The organism is Clostridium sp. CS001, assembly GCF_020443565.1.
Lineage (GTDB): Bacteria > Bacillota > Clostridia > Clostridiales > Clostridiaceae > Clostridium_AD.
In genome coordinates this window covers 1-22,589 of the sequence record NZ_JAIZZN010000015.1, presented here as the reverse complement: position 1 = coordinate 22,589, position 22,589 = coordinate 1, and the positions used below count along the sequence as shown (strand labels likewise).

At 32.4% G+C, this 22,589-nt stretch carries 18 protein-coding genes and 1 pseudogene; 14 read left to right on the top strand and 5 right to left on the bottom strand.

The window, feature by feature from the left end:
• Positions 1–9: 9 nt before the first annotated feature.
• The gene (locus LGK97_RS11320) at positions 10–1,281 is read right to left on the bottom strand and encodes an aspartate aminotransferase family protein (protein WP_226259877.1); all 1,272 of its coding nucleotides are present in this window, start codon (positions 1,279–1,281) and stop codon (positions 10–12) included.
• A 64-nt stretch (positions 1,282–1,345) separates the two neighbouring features.
• Entirely contained in the window at positions 1,346–3,277 is a 1,932-nt protein-coding gene (locus tag LGK97_RS11315; RefSeq protein ID WP_226259876.1) for a U32 family peptidase, read from the bottom strand.
• A 437-nt stretch (positions 3,278–3,714) separates the two neighbouring features.
• Between LGK97_RS11315 and LGK97_RS11310 the strand changes: the two genes are divergently transcribed.
• The 3 genes from LGK97_RS11310 (at position 3,715) to LGK97_RS11300 (ending at position 7,212) form a co-directional block, all read left to right on the top strand.
• On the top strand, positions 3,715–5,544 hold the full coding sequence (locus LGK97_RS11310) for a UbiD family decarboxylase (protein ID WP_226259875.1): 1,830 nt from the start codon (positions 3,715–3,717) through the stop codon (positions 5,542–5,544).
• Positions 5,545–5,722: 178 nt separating this feature from the next.
• Positions 5,723–6,766, top strand: coding sequence for a Fic family protein (locus tag LGK97_RS11305; RefSeq protein ID WP_226259874.1), 1,044 nt, complete (start codon positions 5,723–5,725; stop codon positions 6,764–6,766).
• Between the two features lie 80 nt (positions 6,767–6,846).
• Positions 6,847–7,212 (top strand): hypothetical protein, encoded by a 366-nt coding sequence (locus LGK97_RS11300; protein ID WP_226259873.1) that lies wholly within the window; start codon positions 6,847–6,849, stop codon positions 7,210–7,212.
• 20 nt (positions 7,213–7,232) lie between these two features.
• Here LGK97_RS11300 and LGK97_RS11295 read toward each other — a convergent pair whose 3' ends face one another.
• The gene (locus LGK97_RS11295) at positions 7,233–8,510 is read right to left on the bottom strand and encodes a M28 family metallopeptidase (RefSeq protein WP_226259872.1); all 1,278 of its coding nucleotides are present in this window, start codon (positions 8,508–8,510) and stop codon (positions 7,233–7,235) included.
• A gap of 304 nt (positions 8,511–8,814) precedes the next feature.
• Between LGK97_RS11295 and LGK97_RS11290 the strand changes: the two genes are divergently transcribed.
• From LGK97_RS11290 to LGK97_RS11270, 5 genes are all read left to right on the top strand, one after another.
• A complete protein-coding gene (locus LGK97_RS11290) occupies positions 8,815–9,495 on the top strand; it encodes a DUF5680 domain-containing protein (protein ID WP_226259871.1) in 681 nt (226 codons plus the stop codon).
• A gap of 21 nt (positions 9,496–9,516) precedes the next feature.
• Positions 9,517–10,386: a methionyl aminopeptidase gene (locus LGK97_RS11285; RefSeq protein ID WP_226259870.1), complete on the top strand. Its 870-nt coding sequence runs from the start codon at positions 9,517–9,519 to the stop codon at positions 10,384–10,386.
• 285 nt (positions 10,387–10,671) lie between these two features.
• Positions 10,672–11,748, top strand: a complete 1,077-nt coding sequence (locus tag LGK97_RS11280; RefSeq protein WP_226259869.1) for a bifunctional glycosyltransferase family 2/GtrA family protein — start codon at positions 10,672–10,674, stop codon at positions 11,746–11,748.
• 12 nt (positions 11,749–11,760) lie between these two features.
• Entirely contained in the window at positions 11,761–14,037 is a 2,277-nt protein-coding gene (locus LGK97_RS11275) for a glycosyltransferase family 2 protein (protein ID WP_226259868.1), read from the top strand.
• A 3-nt stretch (positions 14,038–14,040) separates the two neighbouring features.
• Positions 14,041–15,894 (top strand): hypothetical protein, encoded by a 1,854-nt coding sequence (locus tag LGK97_RS11270; protein WP_226259867.1) that lies wholly within the window; start codon positions 14,041–14,043, stop codon positions 15,892–15,894.
• A 16-nt stretch (positions 15,895–15,910) separates the two neighbouring features.
• On the opposite strand, the gene LGK97_RS11265 is transcribed toward LGK97_RS11270, so the two are convergent.
• The gene (locus tag LGK97_RS11265) at positions 15,911–16,741 is read right to left on the bottom strand and encodes a MerR family transcriptional regulator (protein WP_226259866.1); all 831 of its coding nucleotides are present in this window, start codon (positions 16,739–16,741) and stop codon (positions 15,911–15,913) included.
• A gap of 143 nt (positions 16,742–16,884) precedes the next feature.
• Here LGK97_RS11265 and LGK97_RS11260 point away from each other — a divergent pair, with 143 nt between their 5' ends.
• Both LGK97_RS11260 and LGK97_RS11255 read left to right on the top strand, forming a co-directional pair.
• A complete protein-coding gene (locus LGK97_RS11260; protein ID WP_226259865.1) occupies positions 16,885–18,615 on the top strand; it encodes an ABC transporter ATP-binding protein in 1,731 nt (576 codons plus the stop codon).
• The gene (locus tag LGK97_RS11255; RefSeq protein ID WP_226259864.1) at positions 18,612–20,396 is read left to right on the top strand and encodes an ABC transporter ATP-binding protein; all 1,785 of its coding nucleotides are present in this window, start codon (positions 18,612–18,614) and stop codon (positions 20,394–20,396) included. The genes LGK97_RS11260 and LGK97_RS11255 overlap by 4 nt, the downstream gene beginning before the upstream one ends.
• A gap of 164 nt (positions 20,397–20,560) precedes the next feature.
• Here the strand turns inward: LGK97_RS11255 and LGK97_RS11250 are convergent, their stop codons facing one another.
• Entirely contained in the window at positions 20,561–21,580 is a 1,020-nt protein-coding gene (locus tag LGK97_RS11250; RefSeq protein WP_226259863.1) for a GGDEF domain-containing protein, read from the bottom strand.
• A gap of 295 nt (positions 21,581–21,875) precedes the next feature.
• On the opposite strand from LGK97_RS11250, the gene LGK97_RS11245 reads away from it, so the two are divergent.
• The 4 genes and pseudogenes from LGK97_RS11245 to LGK97_RS11235 form a co-directional block, all read left to right on the top strand.
• Positions 21,876–22,067, top strand: coding sequence for an RNA polymerase sigma factor (locus tag LGK97_RS11245; RefSeq protein ID WP_319001563.1), 192 nt, complete (start codon positions 21,876–21,878; stop codon positions 22,065–22,067).
• A gap of 2 nt (positions 22,068–22,069) precedes the next feature.
• A complete protein-coding gene (locus LGK97_RS19790) occupies positions 22,070–22,195 on the top strand; it encodes a hypothetical protein (RefSeq protein WP_264175020.1) in 126 nt (41 codons plus the stop codon).
• 46 nt (positions 22,196–22,241) lie between these two features.
• Positions 22,242–22,337, top strand: a pseudogene (locus LGK97_RS11240) (transposase); the annotation flags it as partial.
• Between the two features lie 9 nt (positions 22,338–22,346).
• On the top strand, positions 22,347–22,589 hold a 243-nt coding region (locus tag LGK97_RS11235), incomplete at its 3' end, for a helix-turn-helix domain-containing protein (protein ID WP_226259861.1).

The window sequence follows — 22,589 nt, the reverse complement described above, 5'->3', positions numbered from 1 at the left end:
CTCCCTTTACTAATTAAGTTTTTCAAAAACCTTCTCTAAGTTTGAAGTCAAAGAGTCTATATCTTCTTTAGAGATGACAAGTGGCGGCTGAAATGCTAAAACGTCCCTGTTTAAACCGTTTTTCCCTATCAAAAAGCCTAGGTCTTTCATCTCTTCTAAAATTATATCTGCAATTTCAGCTGACGTTAAGTTTTGATTTTTTGATTGAAGCTGTATGCCGAGCATTAGGCCACAGCCTCTTATTTCCTCAATAAATGGTGATGATAATTGTTCTAATTTTTGCTTAAGATATTTTCCTAATTCATTTGATTTTCTAACTAAATCATTTTTTTCAATATAGCTAAGAACACTAAGTGCAGTTTGAGCTGCCACAGGATTACCGCCAAAGGTAGAAGCAGAAGGTTTGGTAAAGGATTTTGCAATCTCGTCTGTTGTTGAAAAAGTGGATATTGGAATTCCATTGCCTAGTGCTTTAGCAGTGACTAAAATATCAGGAACTACATCATAATTTTCTATGCAATACATTTTACCAGTTCGTCCGTAGCCCGTTTGAACTTCATCCACAATTAACAATACATTATGTTCATGAAGTAAAGCTTTTACCTTTTTCAAATAATCAATTGGATACATTACAATTCCACCGTTACCTTGAATAGGTTCTAATATCATTGCACAAATATCATTGCCATGTTCTTTTAAAACAGTTTCAAGTTGAAGTAAAGAATTCTCCATAGCTTCTCCATAACTAATAGTAGGGGAGTAGGGTCTTTCAATGAAAAAAACATTTTCCTTCATTAAATTATCATCTAATCTCCACATTGGTATTCCTGTAACACTTAAGGTTAAATGTGTTCTGCCGTGTAATCCACCATTTAATGCAATAAACTTATTTTTTTTAGTATGCAATCTTGCAAGGGCCATAGCACCTTCATTTGCTTCTGAGCCAGTAACACAAAAGAAGGTTCTTTTAATATCACCAGGAAGTAATTCAGCAAGTTTTTCAGCAAGTAGAACCATTGGCTCAGTTAAATACAGTGTTGTAGTGTGTTGCAATTTATTTAGTTGTTCAATGGTACTTTTAAGGATTTCTGGATTTGAGTGTCCACAGTTCATAACGGATACACCAGCAAAGAAATCCACATATTTCTTATGGTTGCTGTCGAAAAGGTACTGCATCATTCCACCAACTATTTGAGGTGGGTTTTTATAAAAGCAAGAGGTTGCAGGATAAAAATATTCTTTTCTTTTCGCAATGATATTTTCAGGACCTATATAATTCATAAATTATTTCACTCCTTTTTTATTGGAGGACGTGAAAAAACAAGCTTTTTTTACATCCTTATAATTATACTGATTTAAATGATAGGGCACCTAGTGTAAAACCTGCTCTTTTTGACTGTAAATGCAAAAATAAATCTTTGCATTTAGATTTATCAGCTATAGCAATTTGATAAACTTCAATAATATTTTTCAATTCATCGAAAGTATAAGTTTGTCCTTCAATACGCAAATTCATAGATTTTTCAAATCTTAAATCTTCAAGAATTGGAAGAAGACAAAGCTCTTTAGAAGTAAATAAATGATTTTTAAGATTTTGATCTATGTAAACTGGATTTTCACCTTTGTCAGTCATTAAAACTAATACATTATTATCTACATATTTATTGTCGCTTTGTTCAATTGTCTTAAAAGCATCAATGTTTTCATAGAGGTTATGATCTAGGTACATAACTCTTAAGGGTCCGTGGACAATTAATTCTAAAGGTGTTTCTGACGAATTTATAAATTTAGGTAGTTCATTTCGGTTTATCTCTAAAGCTATGGTGATTTCATTAACACCTAAATTTTTGTAAAACTTAGATGCTTTTTCATTGTAAATATTTAAATTGTAGTTTGTTATTAAAGAGTATTTATGTCCATACTTTTTCACGGCTCCTAAATTAGAAACTAATAACCCATCGAACAAGTGTCCATGATCATTTAGATAATGGTCAATTATGTCAAATTGAAGTTCATTCATCATTTGCGGTAAATCAAGATAAATCTTAGTATTTTTCTTTAGTTTTACTAATTCAGTTAACTGATCTAAGGTTATAAAGTTATCAGGAAATAAAACCTCACAAGGTAAATAAATTCGGTCTACACCAAGTTCAATACAAAGCTTTGCTTGGTCGTAATTATTTACTTTTACGGATAAATTGTTTTTATAAGTTAATTTGCTAGAATAACTGCTCAATTCATCTCGAAGTTCACTTAGAGCATTATCAGTGATTTCAGCTTCTTCTGTTGGAGTAGAAAAAACTTTACCTGTAGAATAAAACTTACCTGTACCTTCATATCTAGTATTAATAAAGTTTAATCCAGGCTTGTTAAAAGCATAGGCAGTTGTAAAATCACGTTTTCGATTTTCAAACAATTTATCAGCATTTTTTTTACGATTAAAGCTTATAGGGTCTTGTATATATCTATCAATTGCATCACCATAAGTATTTACTAAATTAACTATAAAATCTGTATCTCTCATACGTCCTTCAATTTTAAAGGAAGTTATACAAGCTTCAATAAGCTCAGGAATGTTTTCATACATGTACATATCTTTTGCTGCAAGTGGGTATTCTGTATCATATATAGAGCCATCTTTTTTGACAAGATAAGGCCATCTACAGGGTTTGAAACATCGGCCACGATTGGAACTATTTCCCAAAACAATAGAACTGTAATAACAGTTTGCTCCGTTTACTGTACACATATCTCCATGAACAAAGTATTCAGTTTCAATGTTAGTTTGATTTTGTAAGTGCTTTGCTGTTTTCAAATCCATTTCTCTTGATAATACTACTCTAGTTACTCCGAATTCCTGCAATGCTTTTACAAATTCAATGTTATGAACATTCATCATTACGGAAGAATGAATTTCAAAGTTATTGAAATTTTGTTCTTTACAAATTTGAACAATACCAAGGTCTTGAACTATTATTCCGTCAACAGCAATGCTATTTAAGAATTGCAGATATTCTGTTGCTTCATTAGTTTCGTTATCATTTAACATATTATTTACTGTAACATAAACCTTTTTATCAACTTCATGAGCCATTTTTAGAGCTTCCTTAATCTCATCATCAGAGAAATTAAAACCTTTTCTCATCATTCTCATATTTAAGGATTTACCACCCAGGTAAATTGCATCACAATTAGCTTTTACCATGTATTTAAATGTATCCATTGTTCCAGACGGTGCTAGTAACTCTATCCTTTTGTCATTAAAAAATCTTGCCATATTTCCTCCTCGTTATCATTTGTCGGCATACAGAATATTTATTCAGACCATAATAACAATTCTTTTAATAAATATTTTCATATATAATATTACAGCTAATATCAGTATTCTACAAGTGTGATAGAAAGGTTTAACAACATTTTGGAAGCTTCAAGTCTGCCATCTTCTATAAGTGGCAGTTGCCTAGACCAGAAAAATTACTTTGGTGGTAGTCTAAATCTGCTTCTAAAGTTGTTAATATTGCAGCACCGCAGGTGATGATTTAATAAGTATGTACTATACATTAATAATTTGATGGGGGATTTTCTTTGCATGACTCTTTGTTTCGTTGTATTATTTACCTAAGGGAGTACGATACAATTAAACACACTATTGAAAATAATGATTATTTAACATATTTACATTAAATTTATTTAAAGAAAAAAGGAGAGTAAAGAATGTATTATAATTTAGAAGAATGTATTCTTGACTTAGAAAGATCTGGTCAATTAATCAGGATACGTGAAGAAGTGGACCCGTACCTTGAGATGGCGGCTATACATATGAGAGTTAACGCAGCTGGGGGGCCAGCATTGCTTTTTGAAAATGTAAAAGGCTCCAAATTCCGAGCAGTATCAAATTTATTTGGTAATCTAGAGAGAAGCAAGTTTATTTTTAAGAATACCTTTGAAGCAACAAAGAACGTGATTGCATTACGGAATGATCCAATGAATATATTGAAAAACCCATTAAAACATTTTAGCACTGGACTTTCAGCTTCAAAGGCACTTCCATTAAAAAAACTAAATAATAAATTGGCTGATTTTAAGGAAATACAAATTTCTGACCTTCCGCTTATTCACCATTGGCCTGGTGATGGAGGGGCTTTTGTCACTTTGCCTCAAGTTTATTCAGAAGATCCAGAAAAACCTGGGATTATGAATAGTAATTTAGGAATGTACCGTGTTCAGCTAAATGGCAACGATTATAAGCTGAATAAGGAAGTTGGCTTACACTATCAAATTCACCGAGGCATAGGCATTCACCAAGAAAAAGCGAACAAATTAGGTGTTCCATTGAAGGTGAGCATTTTTATTGGAGGTCCTCCAGCTCATACTCTGGCCGCAATCATGCCATTACCGGAAGGTATGAGTGAAATGACATTTGCTGGTCTACTATCGGGTCGTAATTTCCGCTACACTTATGTTGATGGTTATTGCATTAGCCTTGATGCTGATTTTGTAATTACAGGGGAAGTCTATCCCGGTGAAACAAAGCCGGAAGGTCCTTTTGGCGATCATATAGGATATTATAGTCTTATTCATGATTTTCCCTTACTGAAAGTTCATAAGGTATTTGCTAAGCAAAATGGTATTTGGCCCTTTACAGTTGTTGGACGTCCGCCTCAGGAAGATACTGCTTTCGGAGAGCTTATCCATGAGTTAACAGGTAATGCAATAAAACAAGAAATTCCTGGGGTGAAAGAAGTTCATGCTGTGGATGCAGCTGGAGTTCATCCGCTGCTATTTGCAATCGGAAGCGAACGTTACACACCATACCAGAAGGTTAAACAACCAGCTGAAATACTTACTCTTGCAAATCGAATTTTAGGAACAGGGCAACTAAGTTTAGCTAAGTATTTATTCATTACAGCTGAAGAGAATCAACCTTTAGATACTCATAAAGAAGTAGAATTTCTAACATATATACTTGAACGTATAGACCTTCGTCGTGACCTTCATTTTCAAACGAATACAACCATTGATACTCTTGATTATTCGGGAACGGGACTAAATACAGGCAGCAAGGTAGTAATTGCCGCCTATGGCGATAAAAAAAGAAACTTGTGTCAAGAAGTACCAAAGGAATTGAAGGAGTTAAGTGATTTTAGAAATCCACTTTTAGTGATGCCAGGCGTCGTTGCTATCGAAGGACCAAAGTTTTTAAACTATCAAGAGGCTCAAGTCACGTTAAAGGAGTTATGCTCAGCTATTCAGGCAAGAGGTATGATGGCATCTTGTCCGATGATTATTCTTTGTGACGATAGTTCATTTATAAGTTGTTCCCTTAAAAATTTTTTCTGGGCTACATTTACTAGAAGCAACCCGTCACATGATATTTATGGTGTTAATAGTTGTTATGAAAACAAGCACTGGTCCTGTGATAATATGATTATAGATGTTCGTATAAAACCACACCATGCACCGCCACTAATTCCTGACTCAGCAGTTGAAAGGAACATTGAGCATTTCTTTTCAAAAGGAGGAAGTTTAAGCGAATTTAAATAAAAGCCTATGTTATTTGTACAATATCTAAACAAACCTTATCATTTGATATTAAATGATAAGGTTTGTTTAAATTTTAATGTATTGTTTTAATGATAAATATGATCATTTTAACCATAATGATTATATTTATGATAAAATGATAATAATAAAATATAATATGTACGAGGGAGAATTTACAATGATTTCTTTTGAAAATAATAAATTGAATAGCTTAGCATTGCCAATGAGCATAGTGAGAATGTTAACTACTATAAATGAATATAAGGGAAAGCAAGATTTGTATAAAAAGCAATCGCCTCAAATATTAAATACACTTAAAGATGTAGCAATTGTACAAAGTGCAGAATCATCTAATAGAATAGAAGGTATTTATACTTCGAATAAAAGATTGCGTGAAATAATGGATAACAAAATAGAGCCAAGAGATAGAAGTGAAAGTGAGATAGCTGGGTATAGGGATGTACTAAATACTATTCATAGTGCGTTTGATGCTATACCTATAAAATCATCTGTATTATTACAATTACATAGAGATTTATACAAATTTTCATCAGCTAAGGGTGGAAACTATAAAAATACTGATAATGTCATTGAAGAAATATTGCCAAGTGGAGCTAGTTATATCAGATTTAAGCCTGTTGATGCATTTAGCACACCAAGTTATATGGAAAGTCTTTGCGTAGAATATAGAAAGGAGATTGCAAAAGAAGAGATAGAGCCATTGGTTTTAATAGCCGCATTTATATTAGATTTTCTTTGTATCCATCCGTTTAATGATGGAAATGGAAGAATGTCTAGATTACTAACGCTTTTACTTTTGTATCAAAGTGGTTTTGAGGTTGGAAGATTTATTAGTCTAGAAAAGATTATTGAAGATAGCAAAGAAACCTACTATGAAGCACTTAATAAATCATCCATGTTATGGCATGATGGGAAAAATAATTTATATATATGGCTTGAATATTTTCTTGGAGTTATCATAAAATCATATAAGGAATTAGAGGATAGGGTAGGTTGTATTACAGATACGAAAGGTAGCAAGAGTGAAAGAATAGAAATGTCCATAGAAGGTAAGCTAGGGTATTTTACTAAAGGTGAAATAAGAACTATATGTCCAGATGTAGGAGAAGCCACTATAAATAGAGTGTTTCAAAAGCTTAAGATTGAAGGAAAAATAGAAGCTGTAGGTAAAGGAAGAAATTCTAAGTGGAAAAAACTATAGTGGAAGATGAAGTTTACTATAATTAAGTTAACCATCGTAATAGAATATAAAGACCTAAGATTTTGAGGGGGTAAAATTCCATGAAAGAATACGCAAGAGAAGAATTAGTAGAGGCGCTACAAGTTATATCTTCAACTATTAGCAATTGTGAAAAAATGCAACCTAAATTTGCGGAGGGTACCTCACAACACACACTTCTGAAGAATAGGTTAAAAGCGTTGTATATTTCAAGAGCGTTAATAACAGATGAAGTTGTAACGGACACTTATACAAAAGAAGAATTAATAAAAGCACTACCCCCCGTATCTTCAATTATAAGCAAATGTAGCAAAGCACAGCTGAAATTTGCGGAGGGTACTGCTCATTACACTAATCTTAATAACATAATAAAAGCCATGTGTATTTCAAAATCTATAATAATAGATGAAATTAGTAAAAAGGGTTAAGTTTCAGTTTTTAGATGAGCTTATGATTTAACCGCAGCATCTTTCTCAGGTTCTTTACCAAAGTATTTATCTAATTCTTTTTTCATGTTATCTGGAATCTTTCTTTCGATTGGAAATACTACTGAGTTTACAATGGACTTACTGAATTCCTTTGTTATAATGGAAGTTTTTTCTAAGGCCTCAGCACTTAAAAACTCCATAACATCGTTACGACTGTGAATGAATGCTCCACCATTAGGCGCAAAACGGCAGAAGGTAAGAGCTGGAATCCCTGCATCTGCAAAGGCTGTGGAATCACTTGAATATACGCTTTGTTCTACCTTAAGCGGGAAGCCATTAATTTTAGCCATATGATCAATATAATCAATCAAGCTTTGCTCTGCAGTAACAAGGGCCATTTCTCTTCCAAGAATAGATCCTGCAACGTCTACGTTAATCATTAGAAGATGTTTTTCTAGTTCTTCTTCATGATCTTTTAAGTAAGCTTTACTACCTAAAAGTCCAACCTCTTCAGAACCATACCATACAAATTTTAAAGTTCTAATTGGCGGATTTTCTTTAAAATGTCTAAGAAGTTCCATTATAATAACTGAACCAGCACCATTGTCATATACACCTGTACTAAAAGGAGTACTGTCATAATGAGCGCCGAAAGATATTATCTCATCAGGGTATTTTGTTCCTTCTAGAGTTACAACAACATTTTGTGAAGGAAGTTCTATATCTTCAGTAATTAGTTCTACAGTTACCTTGGAAGCTTTGTTTTGAAGCATATGGAAACCGTCTTTCATACGAATAGTTATAGCTGGTACTATTCCGTGCTTAGTATTTTTTTCACGCATTTTATTTACAGATATATCAGTTTTAGATTCTTCATCCATTGCATTACCACACATTGTTATATAACCAGCGATACCTGCTTTTATAAGTTTTTTATAAAGTTTAGGATCAGGACCCATATTTATAAGTACAAATTTTCCTTTAAGGTCTATTAAGTTAGCATCAAGACCATCTTCTATATATACAAAATCCGTAGTTATTCCACCTATAGGTGTGCTAATTGAGCAGTTATAAGGTGTAATGTCATATTCTTTTTCATAAGGCTCAATTACCTTAAGTATTGCTTTCTTAATATTAGAAGTAGGAACTTTAAAATCTTCTAACTGTCCCCTGCATCCTATTGAAGATATTTCCTCAAGTAGAATGTTTGCAGCTTTTAATTCCTCTTTTGAACCACTGGTTCTTACGAAACCAATTTTCTTTAAAAGTTCGAATTCTCTTTGACTATTGATTGACATAACGTTGCCCCCTTCGTGTATGTAATTATATATATATAGTATACCAAACTTAGGAGAAAATTCAAAATGGGAATACTAAAGGATTGACGAGTCTATAATGATGTATTTACTAAATTATCAAATGTAAATAAGTCTTCTTATCTATATTTAATAAAAAATAGATAAGAAGTTTTGTTTCTTACTAAAGATTATAACAATAAGGAATCCACATTATAAAAGCTACTTATAGTTGTCAACTTTGCTATATTTAGTTGCTAGAAGTATACATGAAATGGTAGTATACTGATTTTAGAGGTGAGTAAGAATGAGTTTTCAAGAACAATTGCAAACATTGAGAAAAGCAAGGGGATTATCACAAGAGAAATTAGCTGAAATTATGGGTATTTCAAGGCAAGCAGTTGCCAAGTGGGAAGTTGGACATTCATATCCAGACATTTTTAGGCTAATTTCATTAAGTGATTTTTTTAATGTGAGTATTGATAAATTAGTTAATGATTATGAAGAGAATTGTCATTTATATATAGTATCCAATAAAGTTATTGATTTAAATGGAGATATAATAGATTTTTTATGTAAGGCAAAAAAATCTACATATGCAGGAAATGGTGACGAAATTAAAGCATCAAGGCCTAATTCTCATGATTTTGAGTATGTAGAAGGTGACCTTAAATATATTGATACATATTTAGGGGGGGAACGATTTGCTGGAGAAGAAGGTTTATGGAAAGATGATATTCCATTGTGGTCAATGAATTATGTAGGAAGAATTTTAGATGAGGCATTTTCAGGAAAATTTTTAAAGGAAGTATTAAGTTTAGTTTCTAAAGATAATCCTTATCGTGGACCAATTATATATGAAAAGGGACAATATAAATATCATTGCATTGTAAATGGGGAATTTGAGTGGTTTCAAGGTTATGAGGAAATTTATTTTAATAATAATAAAGTTTATGAATGTTTTTTTCATGGTGGAGTAATTAAATAATAGATAAATGGAGAAGAGATTATGATGTTAAATAGAAATCATCTTTGCTTATGTGGAAGCGGTTTGAAATATAAGGCATGTCATTTAGAATTTGATGAGAAGTTAATAAGTTTAAAAAGAAAAGGATACATAGTACCAACAAAAGAGCTTATAAAGACTAAAAAACAGATTCAAGGAATAAGAGAAAGTGCTAACATTAATAATGGTCTTTTAGATTTGATTAGTGAGAATATTAAAGAAGGCATGACAACTCAAGAAATAGATAATTTAGCATATAACTATACAGTATCTAATGGAGGAATACCAGCAACTCTCAATTATGATGGATTCCCTAAAAGTATTTGTACATCAATAAATAGTCAGGTATGTCATGGAATACCGAGTAAAGATGTAGTACTTAAATCAGGAGATATTATAAATGTAGATGCAACAACTATACTTAACGGTTATTATTCAGATGCTTCAAGAATGTTTATGATTGGAGAGGTAAGTGACGAGGCTCAAGAGTTAGTTAAGGTGGCTAAGGAATGTTTAGAAATAGGATTGCAGGCAGTTAAGCCCTGGGGATTCTTAGGTGATGTTGGGGCTGACATTCAGGAATATGCAGAAAGTAAAGGTTATTCAGTAGTTAGGGATTTTGGAGGACATGGAGTTGGATTAGATATTCATGAAGAACCGTTTGTCTACCATTTTGGAAGAAGGGGAACGGATATGATTTTAGTTCCAGGAATGGTATTTACAATAGAACCCATGATAAATGCGGGAAGTTATGAAGTGTTTATAGATGAAGATGATGGATGGACCGCCATTACAAATGATGGATCTCTTTCAGCACAATGGGAGTATACAGTTCTTGTAACAGAAGATGGCGTAGAAATAATTTCAAGATAAAGTACATATAATATGGTTAAAGATGACAATATGTTATGTAGCTTAGCAAAATAATTAAGAAGGAGAATCCTCTTAAAATGAGGATTCTCCTTCTTGGAATTTATTACAGTTATAATAGAGTTTGTGATACCCATGTATTATGAGTATTGCTTTTTCTCGATTGATTAGAGTAACTAAAATTATATACTTGTTGTTGATAATTCTGATATAATAAGAATTAAAAAGTTGGTGTTACAGGATGAAAAAGAAATATTTAATTTTATTTAAGTAAACAAGGGGGTCGAAATGGATCAAACAATAGAAAGAGCAATCATTCTTATTCCATCTCTTGAGCCAGATGCAAGAATTTTGGGATATATAAAACGATTGAATCAATATGGATTATCTCGCATTATAATCGTAGATGATGGCTCTGGAGAAGAATATCAAGATACTTTTAAAGCATTAGAGGAGTGCGGTTGTACCGTGCTTAAACATGATATAAATATTGGAAAGGGCTCTGCGCTTAAGACAGGATACAGGTATATTAAGGATAATATAGTTGGCTATTCCTGTATTGTAACTGCAGATTCAGACGGTCAGCACTCGGAAGAGGATGTATACAAATTAGCAATAGAAGCTGGAGGCATGCAGGATGGACTTTTGCTCGGGGTTAGGGACTTTAAAAAGGCTGGGATTCCTGCGAAGTCGCTTATTGGCAACCGAATAACAGCTGCGGTGCTTGCGGGTCTATATGGGAGATACATTCCTGACACCCAAACAGGACTGAGGGCCTTCGGACCAAATCTTATAGATTTAATGTTGGACATAAAAGGAGAACGCTTTGAGTATGAGACCCAGGTTCTAATTTCTTGTATTAGGTCTAATATTCCAATCAGCACTATTCCAATTCAGACAATTTATGAAAATGAAAACAGAGGCACCCATTTTAATGCCGTTCGAGATAGTCTTAAGATTATAGGCATAATAATGGGTGATTTTGTTAAATTTTTTTTGTCCTCACTGATTTGTGCAGTAATTGATATGGGAATTGCTTGGATATTATTTGATTTACTAAAGGCAGTTATGCATGGAAGGGACTTTCTTAGGATCATTTTTGCAACTGCGGTAGCACGATGTATTTCTGTTATAGTAAATTATTTATTGAATAAAAACCTTGTGTTTAAGAATAATAATGTAAGTAATAATAGATTACTCCGATATTTAATTCTCTGCACGGTAAATATGCTTCTTTCAGCAGTTGGCGTATATATGATACACACTGTATTTGGGTTAGATGAAAAAATAACAAAGCTTATTTGCGATGGGTGTCTATTTATCTTTAGTTACTACATACAACAGCGTTGGGTATTTCGAGCTTAGGGGGTTATTTCCATGAATAATGAAGAGAAAAAGCGAAATAGGATTTTTATTGTTACTATAATATTGATGACGATTTATTTGGGCTGGCGTATGATATTTACCCTTCCCTTAAGTGAAGGGCCACTTAATATTATATTTGGCATATTACTGATTGTTGCTGAAACTGTAACGGTATTTACTACCTTTGAACTTTTATACCAAAAAATGCAGATAAATAAGTTTCATCTTGAATGTCCAATTGTACCAGACGAATACTATCCTGATGTAGATGTTTTTATATCAACCCATAACGAATCTGTGGACATCCTATATAAAACTGTCAATGCATGTACATTTATGGACTACCCAGATAAAAGCAAAGTACATATATACCTTTGTGACGATGGAAATAGAGAAGAGGTTGCAATTCTAGCCAAGCAATTTGGGGTGGGATATTTCGGACTTTCAGGAAATAAGGATGCGAAATCAGGAAATTTAAATAATGCATTAAAGAAGACTTCGTCTCCTCTTATTGCTACATTTGATTCAGACATGATTCCGCAGCATACGTTTCTTATGAAGACGGTCCCATATTTTTTCCTTTCAAAGTTCATAAAGGAAGATGACAGGTGGAGATTGAGAAAGGAAGAAGAGGTTAATGGGAAACTAAAAATTGGATTGATCCAGACCCCTCAGAGCTTCTATAATCCGGACTTATTTCAGTTTAACTTGTATGCAGAGGGTAATATTCCAAATGAACAGGATTTCTTTTCAAAAGAGATCAATACTATGAGAAATGCCTCTAATGCAGTTGCGTATACTGGCAGCAACACCGTTATTGCAAGGGTGGCCATGGATGAAATAGGTGGGTTTCCGTTAAATACCATTACGGAAGATTTTGAGACAAGCATTAGAATACAAAAGGCTGGATACATCACATATGCAACGGATGAGATTCAGGCTGCTGGACTCACTACTACAACTATAAAAAGTATGATTAAGCAGAGGGTGCGTTGGGCGAGAGGTGTAATACAGAGTTTGCAGAATACTAATGCAATTTTTACTTCAGAGCTTCCAATGGTAGCAAGAATTACTTACTTTAATAGTTTCTTATATTGGTGGTCATTTTTCAATAGATTAATATTCATTTTAGCTCCTATTATGTTTGCTTTGTTTGGTTTTCAAATCGTTAACAGCAGTTTCTGGGATGTGGTAATATTCTGGCTACCAGCATACTTTTTTTATAGTATGTCCATGCGTTACTTATCCAGCGATGTCAGAAATCAGAGATGGAGCCAGGTTATAGATACCATATTTATGCCTTATTTGATTGTGCCGGTATTACTGGAGACATTTCATATACATCAGAGAAATTTTAAGGTTACAAATAAAAAGAAGGAATCTGATGGCATTGGTTTAGAGTTTATTGTTTATGCTATTCCTCATGTAGTGCTTCTTATACTGTCAGTTGTGACTATGGTGCATTATGTGAATGGTAAGTATGGCTGGGCACTGTTTTACAGCAGCATTATCATATTCTGGGTGGGCTATAATACGGTTGCATTATTCTATGCTATATTTTTCATGCTGGGAAGACGTGCATATAGAAGTAGCGAGCGGATTAAGGCTGAGGAAAATATCACTATACAGCATGAGAATTTAAGCTACGAAGCAATAACAGTGGATGTTTCAGAAAATGGCATATCCTTCTGGTCAGGGGAGCCGATTTATATCCCGGATAGTGAACCCATAAAGCTCATTATCACTACTCCATACTATAAAGCTAAGCTCGAAGGGAAAATCGTTTATGTAAAAGATCAGAATAAGGGGTGGTGTTATTCTGCAGAAGTTCTACCGGTGGATGATGAGAACAAACGTCAATATACACAGATAATATATGACAGAACACATACCCTACCCAAGAAAATGGATATGTGGATCACGGCTTATGATGATATGATCAGAAATATTAGAAATCGCCTGTTTCATCCATTTTTACACAGGAGAAAGATGCCAAGAATACAGATAGACAGGCAGATTACTTTTGAGGATGGAGGAACATGTAAACTGGTAGATTTTAATTATCATTACTTTTCAGTTTCCAATTTTAATGACAATGGAAGTTTGAATGAGAAAATCACTTATAAAACTGAAAGTGGAATTTTATTAATTTTAAAACGTACGGGGGTTTATAAGCAGAATTCATCGCAGGAACTCCTAGAGCTTGTAAATTTAAAAAGCCTTATAAAAGAAAATCGGCTCCATCAGGTTTTGAATGATATAATAAATGACGATAAAGATGGGGGTTAAATCATGAAAGTTATAATGTGGATGGTGGTTCTTTGCTCAATACTTGGTTACATGATGTTAACAAGGAAAAAGCTGAAACTTCAAACAGAATTCATACCTGCTTTTGTTTGTTCAGCCATTGCATGTACAGTATATTTTTGTGGACTTACGGGATATTTGTTTCCAGGGTCCATATTCCTGCTATTTGTGGGTGTAGCGCTGTTTATAGTATATTTTATTCAAGTGGTTAGACGGAGGACATATTTAAATTTAAAAACTTCCTTGTTTCATGTGGCATTCATGGTGGGAAGTCTGTTCTTTTTCTATTTATTAATAACTAGCAAGCTTATACATTATGATAACTTTTCTCACTGGGCAATTGTTCTTAAGCAGATGCTTATTACTAACACATTTCCTGATGTAGGATCTGTTTTGATTGATTTCAAAAATTATCCACTGGGTATTTCCTCATTTATTTATTTTATTTGCCGTTTTGTTGGAAATACGCAAGGAATTATGCTGACAGCCCAGGGTATTCTTATCTTTTCTTGTTTTTATGCTATTTTTGGGATAATTAAGGAAAGGAAACGGTTTTTACTTTATGCTTTTTTAGCGGCAGGATGTTCTGTGTTGTCCATATTTAATATTACAATACGTATAGACAACCTTCTAGTTGACTTCCTGCTCCCCATATATACGCTTGTAATGTTTGTTGTCATATACGTGTACCAAAGGGAGATAACAAAATTATGTATTACAATTATACCCTTAGCAGGACTTTTAATGATAATAAAAAGCACAGGAGTCATATTTGCAGGAATTGGGTTGATTTATATGGTTTATGTGTTGCTAAGAAATAAGGATAACCGACTATACAAGAATATAGGGAAGGTTCTTATTTCTATTTCAGCTTCCTTTACACCATATATTTTGTGGATGATACATATGGCATATGGATTTCAGGGTGTGGGGAATAAATTTGAAATTTCACCTAACAATATCCAAAGTCTTTCCAAAGTCAAAAGCGGTGAAGATATCAGGCAAATAACTTTGCTATTTGTAAAATCTGTATTTGACCTCAAAAGTCGTTCCATGATGGGAATTATAGGATTCAATATTGCAGCTGTTCTTGCCAGTATCTTTGTGGTAATTGTGATAAAGAAAAACTGGAAGCTATGGAAGACACTAATAGCTTTGGACATAGTCCTTATCAGTTACTATATCGGCATACTTGGACTTTATATTTTTTCTATGCCCATTGAGGAGGCTATAGTATTAGCTGGATTTGAACGTTATGCATCCAGTATCGTGATTTTATTTGCAGGTGGGCTCATCCTATGTGCAACGGTGGATATTGAAAATTCATTTTATTATAAAGTCAGTGACATGCCTGCTTACCGCGCTTATAAGTCCGTCCAAAGTAAAGAAAGGTATCAAAATGGATTAATAATTCTTACTGCACTGACTGTAACATTGATGATGTCGGAATATAATGGTATGAAATCTATCCAGAGTTCATACAAAACCACTTTGCCTTATAAGGTATATCAGGTTACAGGTGACCACTGGCCATTAGAAGGCAAAGTTGATGAAGAGCGATATTTATTTTATGCATCAGATACTAACGGGCAGGTAACGAATTATTACATGCAGTATATAGCCAAATATATGCTTTACGCACCAAATGTGGATGGTATTTGTGCTTTTTATGAGGATAACCTGATTAATCTCCTAGGGGGATATGATAATCTTGTTATAGTTGAAAGTGATTCAGAAGCAAAATACATCTTGAAAAAGTATTTTGGTGTGTCTGGAGAAGAAGGATGCTATAAAATCATTCATCTAGGTGATACTTTGGCCCTTGAGCTGGCACAATAATTATTCTATGCACATATTAAATATCGATTTCAACTTCAACTAAAATTTGAGTTACATAATTGTCGTAGCCTTCTACTGCGACCTCATCTAAAAGACACTCCTCATAAGAATATTTTCCAATGATTAAATTAGACGATTTTAAGAATTGCAGTATTTTTTTATAGGTTTTGTCGATATTATTGTAGTTTCCTTTATGATATGCGATGCAATAGAGACCTTTTGGTTTAGTAAAAGTAAAAGGACTGTCATTATTAGAATCTAGTTTTGTATATAGAAAGGAGTAATTCTCAGATACTCCTTTTAATATATTTTCTTTATTTATTATGATACCAATAGAATGACCTGAGTTAAGATGATTTAAGGTGCAATAATTCATATGCTCAGATACAATTTTCAAGTAATCCTTATGGGTTACATCTTCAATTGAATTACTAAGAACTAGATACTCCTCGTCAAAAAATTCTAAACTAATCTTAGAATAATCTATTATGCAGGCTTCTTCTGTTATAGCAATTTTTGTTTCCATGAGTTTACGTATTCTTTTTAAATTTTCTATTTCTAAATCTACTTCTAATACTTTACTTTTAAATAGTTCAACTAATGTACTTGGACTTCTATTATCAAGATAAGCTTTAATCCCCTTCAAAGGCATATCTATTTCTTTTAAAATAGTAATCACATTAAAAACATCAAATTGTTGATAGGAATAATATCTATATCCGTTATCATCTTTTATTTCAGGAGAAAAAATGCCAATATCATCGTAATGAAAAAGAGTTTGTTTCTTTACATTACATAGCTTTGCAAAATCTCCAGTATTAAAATATTTATTAAACTTTTCATTCATAGCTAAATTCTCCTCTTGACTATACGGTAACAGTATACTTTATCATTATATGATAATGTTATTGCACTAATATTTCAAGAGTAAATAAAATCAATGGGTGTACAAGCAAGTACACTACATAGGAAAAGGAGAGAATATCAGGAATGAAATTAATATTAAAATATATAAAAAAATATAAACTACTTCTAGTGCTTAATATGATATCAGTTTTTGGATTTGCATTAGTAGAACTCGGAATTCCAACAATAATCTCTAGAGTGATTGACAAGGGAATAGCCAATAAGGATACAGAATACATAAAATATATGGGTATTATAATTGTAGTAATTTCTATAATTGGGGCCATGGGTACAATATTATTAGGATACTGTTCTTCAAAAATCTCTACTAGTATGACTAGAGATATAAGAAATGATATTTTTAAAAAATCACAGGAGTTTTCACATAGTGAGTATGATAAGTTTGGAATATCATCAATGATAACTAGAACAACCAATGATGTTTTTCAAGTGCTCCAATTTACAAACACATTGCTTAGAACAGCATTACTTACGCCGGTTATGTTTATTGTAAGTTTAGTGATGATTCTTAGAACGAGCTTGAAGCTATCTGTAGTATTAGCAATAACGGTGCCATTCATAGTACTTGGAGTAATTATTATAGCTAAAATATCTTATCCAATTTCAGAAAAACAACAGAAAAGATTAGATAAATTAAATAGAATTTCAAGAGAAAATTTAACTGGAACTAGAGTAATCAGGGCATTTGGTAATGATGATCATGAAAAACAAAGATTTGAAGAAATTAATAATGACTATACAAATATATCTAAGAAGTTATATAAACTTATGGCAATTGCTCAACCACTTTTCTTTGTCTTGTTGAATTTAGCAGTGATTGCTATTTTTGGGATTTCTAGCAAAATGATAAATTTAGGAATGCTACAAGTTGGACAATTGGTAGCGTTTATAGAATATTTGTTCCATGCAATGTTCTCTATTATGCTTTTTTCAATGGTGTTTATAATGTATCCAAAAGCACAAATTTCAGCTGATAGAATTCAAGAGATATTAGATACAGAGCCTATTATAAAAAATCCTAAAGATGGTATTAAGGCTACAGATATTAAGGGTATTGTAGAATTTAATAATGTTACCTTTACTTATCCAGATGGAGAGGTGCCAGTACTAAGAGATATATCATTTAAAGCAGTAAAAGGAGAAACAGTAGCATTCATAGGAAGTACAGGCAGTGGCAAAAGTACATTAATTAATTTAATTCCAAGATTTTATGATGTTACAGAAGGTAACATAAAGATAGATGGAGTAGATGTGAGAGACTATGATTTAAAGGCATTACGTGTAAAAATAGGATTTATACCTCAGAAGACGTTGTTGTTTACTGGCAGTATAGGCACTAATATTAAATTTGGTAAAAATGATGCAGATAAAGATGAACTTGAACATTCTGCCAAGGTAGCACAGGCCTATGATTTTATTGATAGTAAACCTAAAAAATTTGAGGAACTAATAAGTGAAGGTGGATCTAATGTTTCAGGAGGGCAAAAGCAAAGATTATCTATTGCAAGAGCATTAGTTAGAAAACCTGAAATTTATATTTTTGATGATAGCTTTTCCGCCCTAGATTTTAAAACAGATGCAATGCTTAGAGAAAAATTAAAAAACGAAACTAGAGATTCAGTAGTTTTAATAGTTGCTCAGAGGATAGGATCTATAATTGATGCTAATAAAATTATAGTATTGAATGAAGGCGAGATAGTAGGAATAGGAACTCATAAAGAATTACTAAAAACCTGTGAAATCTATCATGAAATTGCATCATCTCAACTTACAAAGGAGGAACTGGAGCAATGAAAAAGTTAAAAGATAATACAAGAAAAATTTCTCCTTTCGTAAAACCTTATGGGAAACCGTTTTTTGCTGCAATTTTATTTATAGTAGTAGCTGCTATTTTTACTGCTATTGCTCCCAAAATAGAAGGATTAATTACAACTAGTCTTGCCAAAGATGCTGTGAACATAGCAAAAGGGACTAAGGGAGCTTCAGTTAACTTTAAATATATTCTCACAGTAATGGGTATATTGGCATTTATCTATGTAGTTGGAGCATTATGTACATATTTAGCAAGTGCATTATTAACAAATGCTATTCAAAATATTATGAAAGATTTAAGAAATGCTGTTCAAGGTAAAATTAGAAAATTACCTATAAGTTATTTTGATAAAAACAGTTATGGGGATGTGCTGAGCCGTATAACAAATGATATAGATACTATTTCTAATGCACTTCAACAGAGCTTTAGCCAAGTTATAAATTCAATATTGTCACTAACTCTAGCTATTGTCATGATGTTTACAATTAACATAAAATTTGCATTGTTAGCTATACTTATAATACCGATAAGTTATTTAGTGTCAAAATTTATAGTTAGTAAATCACAAAATCTATTTTATAATCAGCAAAAGGCTTTGGGAAAATTGAATGGTAAAGTTCAAGAAACATATACTGGGTTTAATGAAATAAAACTATATGGAAAGCAAGAGGATGCTATAAAAGATTTTGAAAATATTAATGAAGAACTTTTTAATACTGGATTTAAGGCACAGTTTATATCAAGTATAATGTCTCCATTAGTTTCGTTAGTTAGTTATCTAGGAATTGCAGTTGTTGGAATTTTTGGCGCCATATATGCTATAAGTGGAATAATGACAGTTGGTAATCTTCAAGCCTCTATTCGGTATATATGGCAAATAAATCAACCAATTTCGCAAGTAACGCAATTATCTGCTGCAATACAATCAGCCTTTGCAGCAATTGAACGTGTATTTGAAATATTAGATGAAAAAGAAGAGATTCCAGACAAAGTTGATTTTATAAAGCTCGCGAATCCATGTGGAAATGTAACTTTTGAACATGTCAAATTTGGATATAATGAAGATAACATTTTAATTGAGGATTTAAGTGCAGAGATAGAAAGTGGTCAGATGGTTGCTATAGTAGGTCCAACAGGAGCAGGTAAAACCACATTAATAAATTTATTAATGAGATTTTATGATATTCAAGGAGGAGCTATAAAAATAGATGGAGTGGATACTCGAGATATGAAACGCGAAGATTTACGTTCTATATTCGGTATGGTTCTTCAGGATACTTGGCTATATAATGGAACAATTTATGAAAATATTGAGTATGGGAGATTTGGAGCTAGCAGAGAAGAAATTATTGAAGCAGCTAAAGTAGCTAATGTACATCACTTTATTAAAACTCTTCCAGATGGGTATAATATGTTTTTGAATGAAGAAGCTTCTAACATATCTCAAGGAGAGAAACAGCTTTTGACTATAGCAAGAGCTATAATATCAAATCCAGCAATATTAATATTAGATGAAGCAACTAGTTCAGTTGATACTAGATTGGAAATGTTACTTCAAAAAGCTATGAGGAATATAATGAAAGGAAGAACTAGCTTTGTTATTGCACATAGACTTTCAACTATTCGTAATGCAGATTTAATATTGGTTATAGATGAAGGAAATATTATAGAACAAGGAACCCATAAGGAGTTAATGGAAAAGGGTGGGTTCTATGAAAAACTCTATAATAGTCAGTTTGGAAGACAGCATCAGTGTAATTGATATCGAAATGGAAAGGGAATTCGCTTGTAGAACAGAAATTGTAGTAGCATCAGTATAAGTACTGGAGGAACCTAATAACCACAAAAATATTAAAAATGGATTTGCAAACACATTATACTTATTGGAGAAAGTGCAGAAACTCATGATATTGAATATTATCACTATTATTTACTTACACAGTTTCGACCTTTTTTCTTAGCACGGTACATGGAAGTGTCAGCGCCTTTCATTACTTCGCTAGGAGATTTGTATTTACTGTTTTTTTCACATACGCCTATGCTTATAGTAATAAATAATTGGCTAGAACTTCCGCGTTTTGATTTTGAATTTTGAGATTTTGAAGATTTTTTTGTGTATCCTGATTTGGAGACTTTTTCACGTAAGTTTTCCAAATGAGGGATTGCTTCATTTATAGATTTACCAGGAAATAGTATTGTAAATTCTTCCCCTCCATATCGAAAGGCTTTTCCACCGCCTGTGACCTGTACTAAATTAGAAGCTACTAATTTTAGGACATCATCTCCAACATCGTGCCCATACTTATCATTAAATTTCTTAAAAAAATCAATATCTATCATTGCAATAACATATTTATTCCCGAGCTTCATCAAGTCCTCTCTAAGGGCACGACGGGAAGGTATTCCCGTAAGTTCATCAAGATAAGCCATAGAGTAGGAATCCTCAATGATGCTGGTAATTAACATTAAACCAGCAGAACTTAGAAATATAGAAAAAGATATCTTGTCATTAACAAAAAAAAGGGCTGTGAAAACAGAAATAGTAACACCAATTAATCGTACTTCAAAAACACTATTTTTGAAGTAGGCTTTAATTATAAAAAATACTAGTGTTAAAGAGAATATTAACAAAGCTATTTGATTCATAATAGTGCTCTCTACAGGGATACTTATAAATTTATAATTTAATATCTTTTGTATTGATGGATCATTAGACACAACAATTTTATATATAACAAATATCTCAATTAGTATAAAGGAGATACGTATTTTTCCCCAGAAGGAGAAGATTCCTCTTTCTTTTAATTGAGAAAAGGCAACTATATTAAGTGGTATAAGCATGCAAATCACTGGATAAAGGATCTGAGAATAAGTTGCAGTACTTATTGATAGTTGAGGGTAATAGTTTAAAAGGAATTGAAATAAGGCAAGCAGCAAAATTATCAAGAAAACTCTCCCTTGATTAAATCGAAGGCTTAAAATAAGGCCTAATCCAAATATAATATATGAAGAATACTCAATAACAAGTATAACAGGAGGTGTGAATGAAGGAACCCTTTTAGACAAGAAATAACACCCTAAAAGAATAAAAATATAGGTAATATGTGAGAAGACTGTTTTAAAAGTAATTTTCACTTATGCTGGACCTCCTTTAATTATGCACATATATTATATTATATGTAGTTTAAGAAACTAAATTGTCGATAAAGACTATATAATATATTTCTGTTGATCAAATGGAATCTTTAGTTTACAAAGGAAATTGAATGATCTACCGGATGATTTTCGCTTGATAATAAAGTTGCGATATTTTGAGGATCTGAAGATAGATGAAATTGCAGAAATTCTTAACGTAAATATTAATACAGTAAAAACTCGATTATATAAAGCCCTTGAAATATTAAAAATTGTAATGAAGGATGAGGTGGTTTAATTATGAAGAATGAGAACTTAGTTGAAATTAAAAAGAGATATATGGAGGTTCTTATCCCAGATGAATTAGATTTCTTAGTAAGAAAAGCTTTAAAAGATAGTGGCGCTTATATTAGGTTAGATACCTAAAATAATAACTCTTTGACAAGTTACTATTAGTGATGTATCATGTAATCAGTATTTTTGGAGTAGAAGTTATTGCCTTATAACAACAGGTGGTGTTCCTATAGATATAGTTAGAAAGTATATCGAAAATAAAGGAATGAAATGAGGTGAAAAAATGCTAAAGGCATATAAATTCAGACTATATCCAAACCAAGAACAAAGAATATATTTAGCTAAAACTTTTGGATGCACTAGGTTTGTATATAATCGAATGTTGGCTGAAAGGATTAAATCATATGAGGAAAATAAAGAATTAGATATTAAAACAATGAAATATCCTACGCCTGCACAATATAAGACTGAGTTTGAGTGGTTGAAAGAAGTGGATAGTTTAGCACTTGCTAATGCTCAAATGAAT

Excerpts from the sequence above, each read along its gene's own strand:
- LGK97_RS11320 (WP_226259877.1), bottom strand. The coding sequence starts at position 1,281 with ATGAATTATATAGGTCCTGAAAATATCATTGCGAAAAGAAAAGAATAT.
- LGK97_RS11315 (WP_226259876.1), bottom strand. The coding sequence starts at position 3,277 with ATGGCAAGATTTTTTAATGACAAAAGGATAGAGTTACTAGCACCGTCT.
- LGK97_RS11310 (WP_226259875.1), top strand. The coding sequence starts at position 3,715 with ATGTATTATAATTTAGAAGAATGTATTCTTGACTTAGAAAGATCTGGT.
- LGK97_RS11305 (WP_226259874.1), top strand. The coding sequence starts at position 5,723 with ATGATTTCTTTTGAAAATAATAAATTGAATAGCTTAGCATTGCCAATG.
- LGK97_RS11300 (WP_226259873.1), top strand. The coding sequence starts at position 6,847 with ATGAAAGAATACGCAAGAGAAGAATTAGTAGAGGCGCTACAAGTTATA.
- LGK97_RS11295 (WP_226259872.1), bottom strand. The coding sequence starts at position 8,510 with ATGTCAATCAATAGTCAAAGAGAATTCGAACTTTTAAAGAAAATTGGT.
- LGK97_RS11290 (WP_226259871.1), top strand. The coding sequence starts at position 8,815 with ATGAGTTTTCAAGAACAATTGCAAACATTGAGAAAAGCAAGGGGATTA.
- LGK97_RS11285 (WP_226259870.1), top strand. The coding sequence starts at position 9,517 with ATGATGTTAAATAGAAATCATCTTTGCTTATGTGGAAGCGGTTTGAAA.
- LGK97_RS11280 (WP_226259869.1), top strand. The coding sequence starts at position 10,672 with ATGGATCAAACAATAGAAAGAGCAATCATTCTTATTCCATCTCTTGAG.
- LGK97_RS11275 (WP_226259868.1), top strand. The coding sequence starts at position 11,761 with ATGAATAATGAAGAGAAAAAGCGAAATAGGATTTTTATTGTTACTATA.
- LGK97_RS11270 (WP_226259867.1), top strand. The coding sequence starts at position 14,041 with ATGAAAGTTATAATGTGGATGGTGGTTCTTTGCTCAATACTTGGTTAC.
- LGK97_RS11265 (WP_226259866.1), bottom strand. The coding sequence starts at position 16,741 with ATGAATGAAAAGTTTAATAAATATTTTAATACTGGAGATTTTGCAAAG.
- LGK97_RS11260 (WP_226259865.1), top strand. The coding sequence starts at position 16,885 with ATGAAATTAATATTAAAATATATAAAAAAATATAAACTACTTCTAGTG.
- LGK97_RS11255 (WP_226259864.1), top strand. The coding sequence starts at position 18,612 with ATGAAAAAGTTAAAAGATAATACAAGAAAAATTTCTCCTTTCGTAAAA.
- LGK97_RS19790 (WP_264175020.1), top strand. The coding sequence starts at position 22,070 with ATGAAGAATGAGAACTTAGTTGAAATTAAAAAGAGATATATGGAGGTT.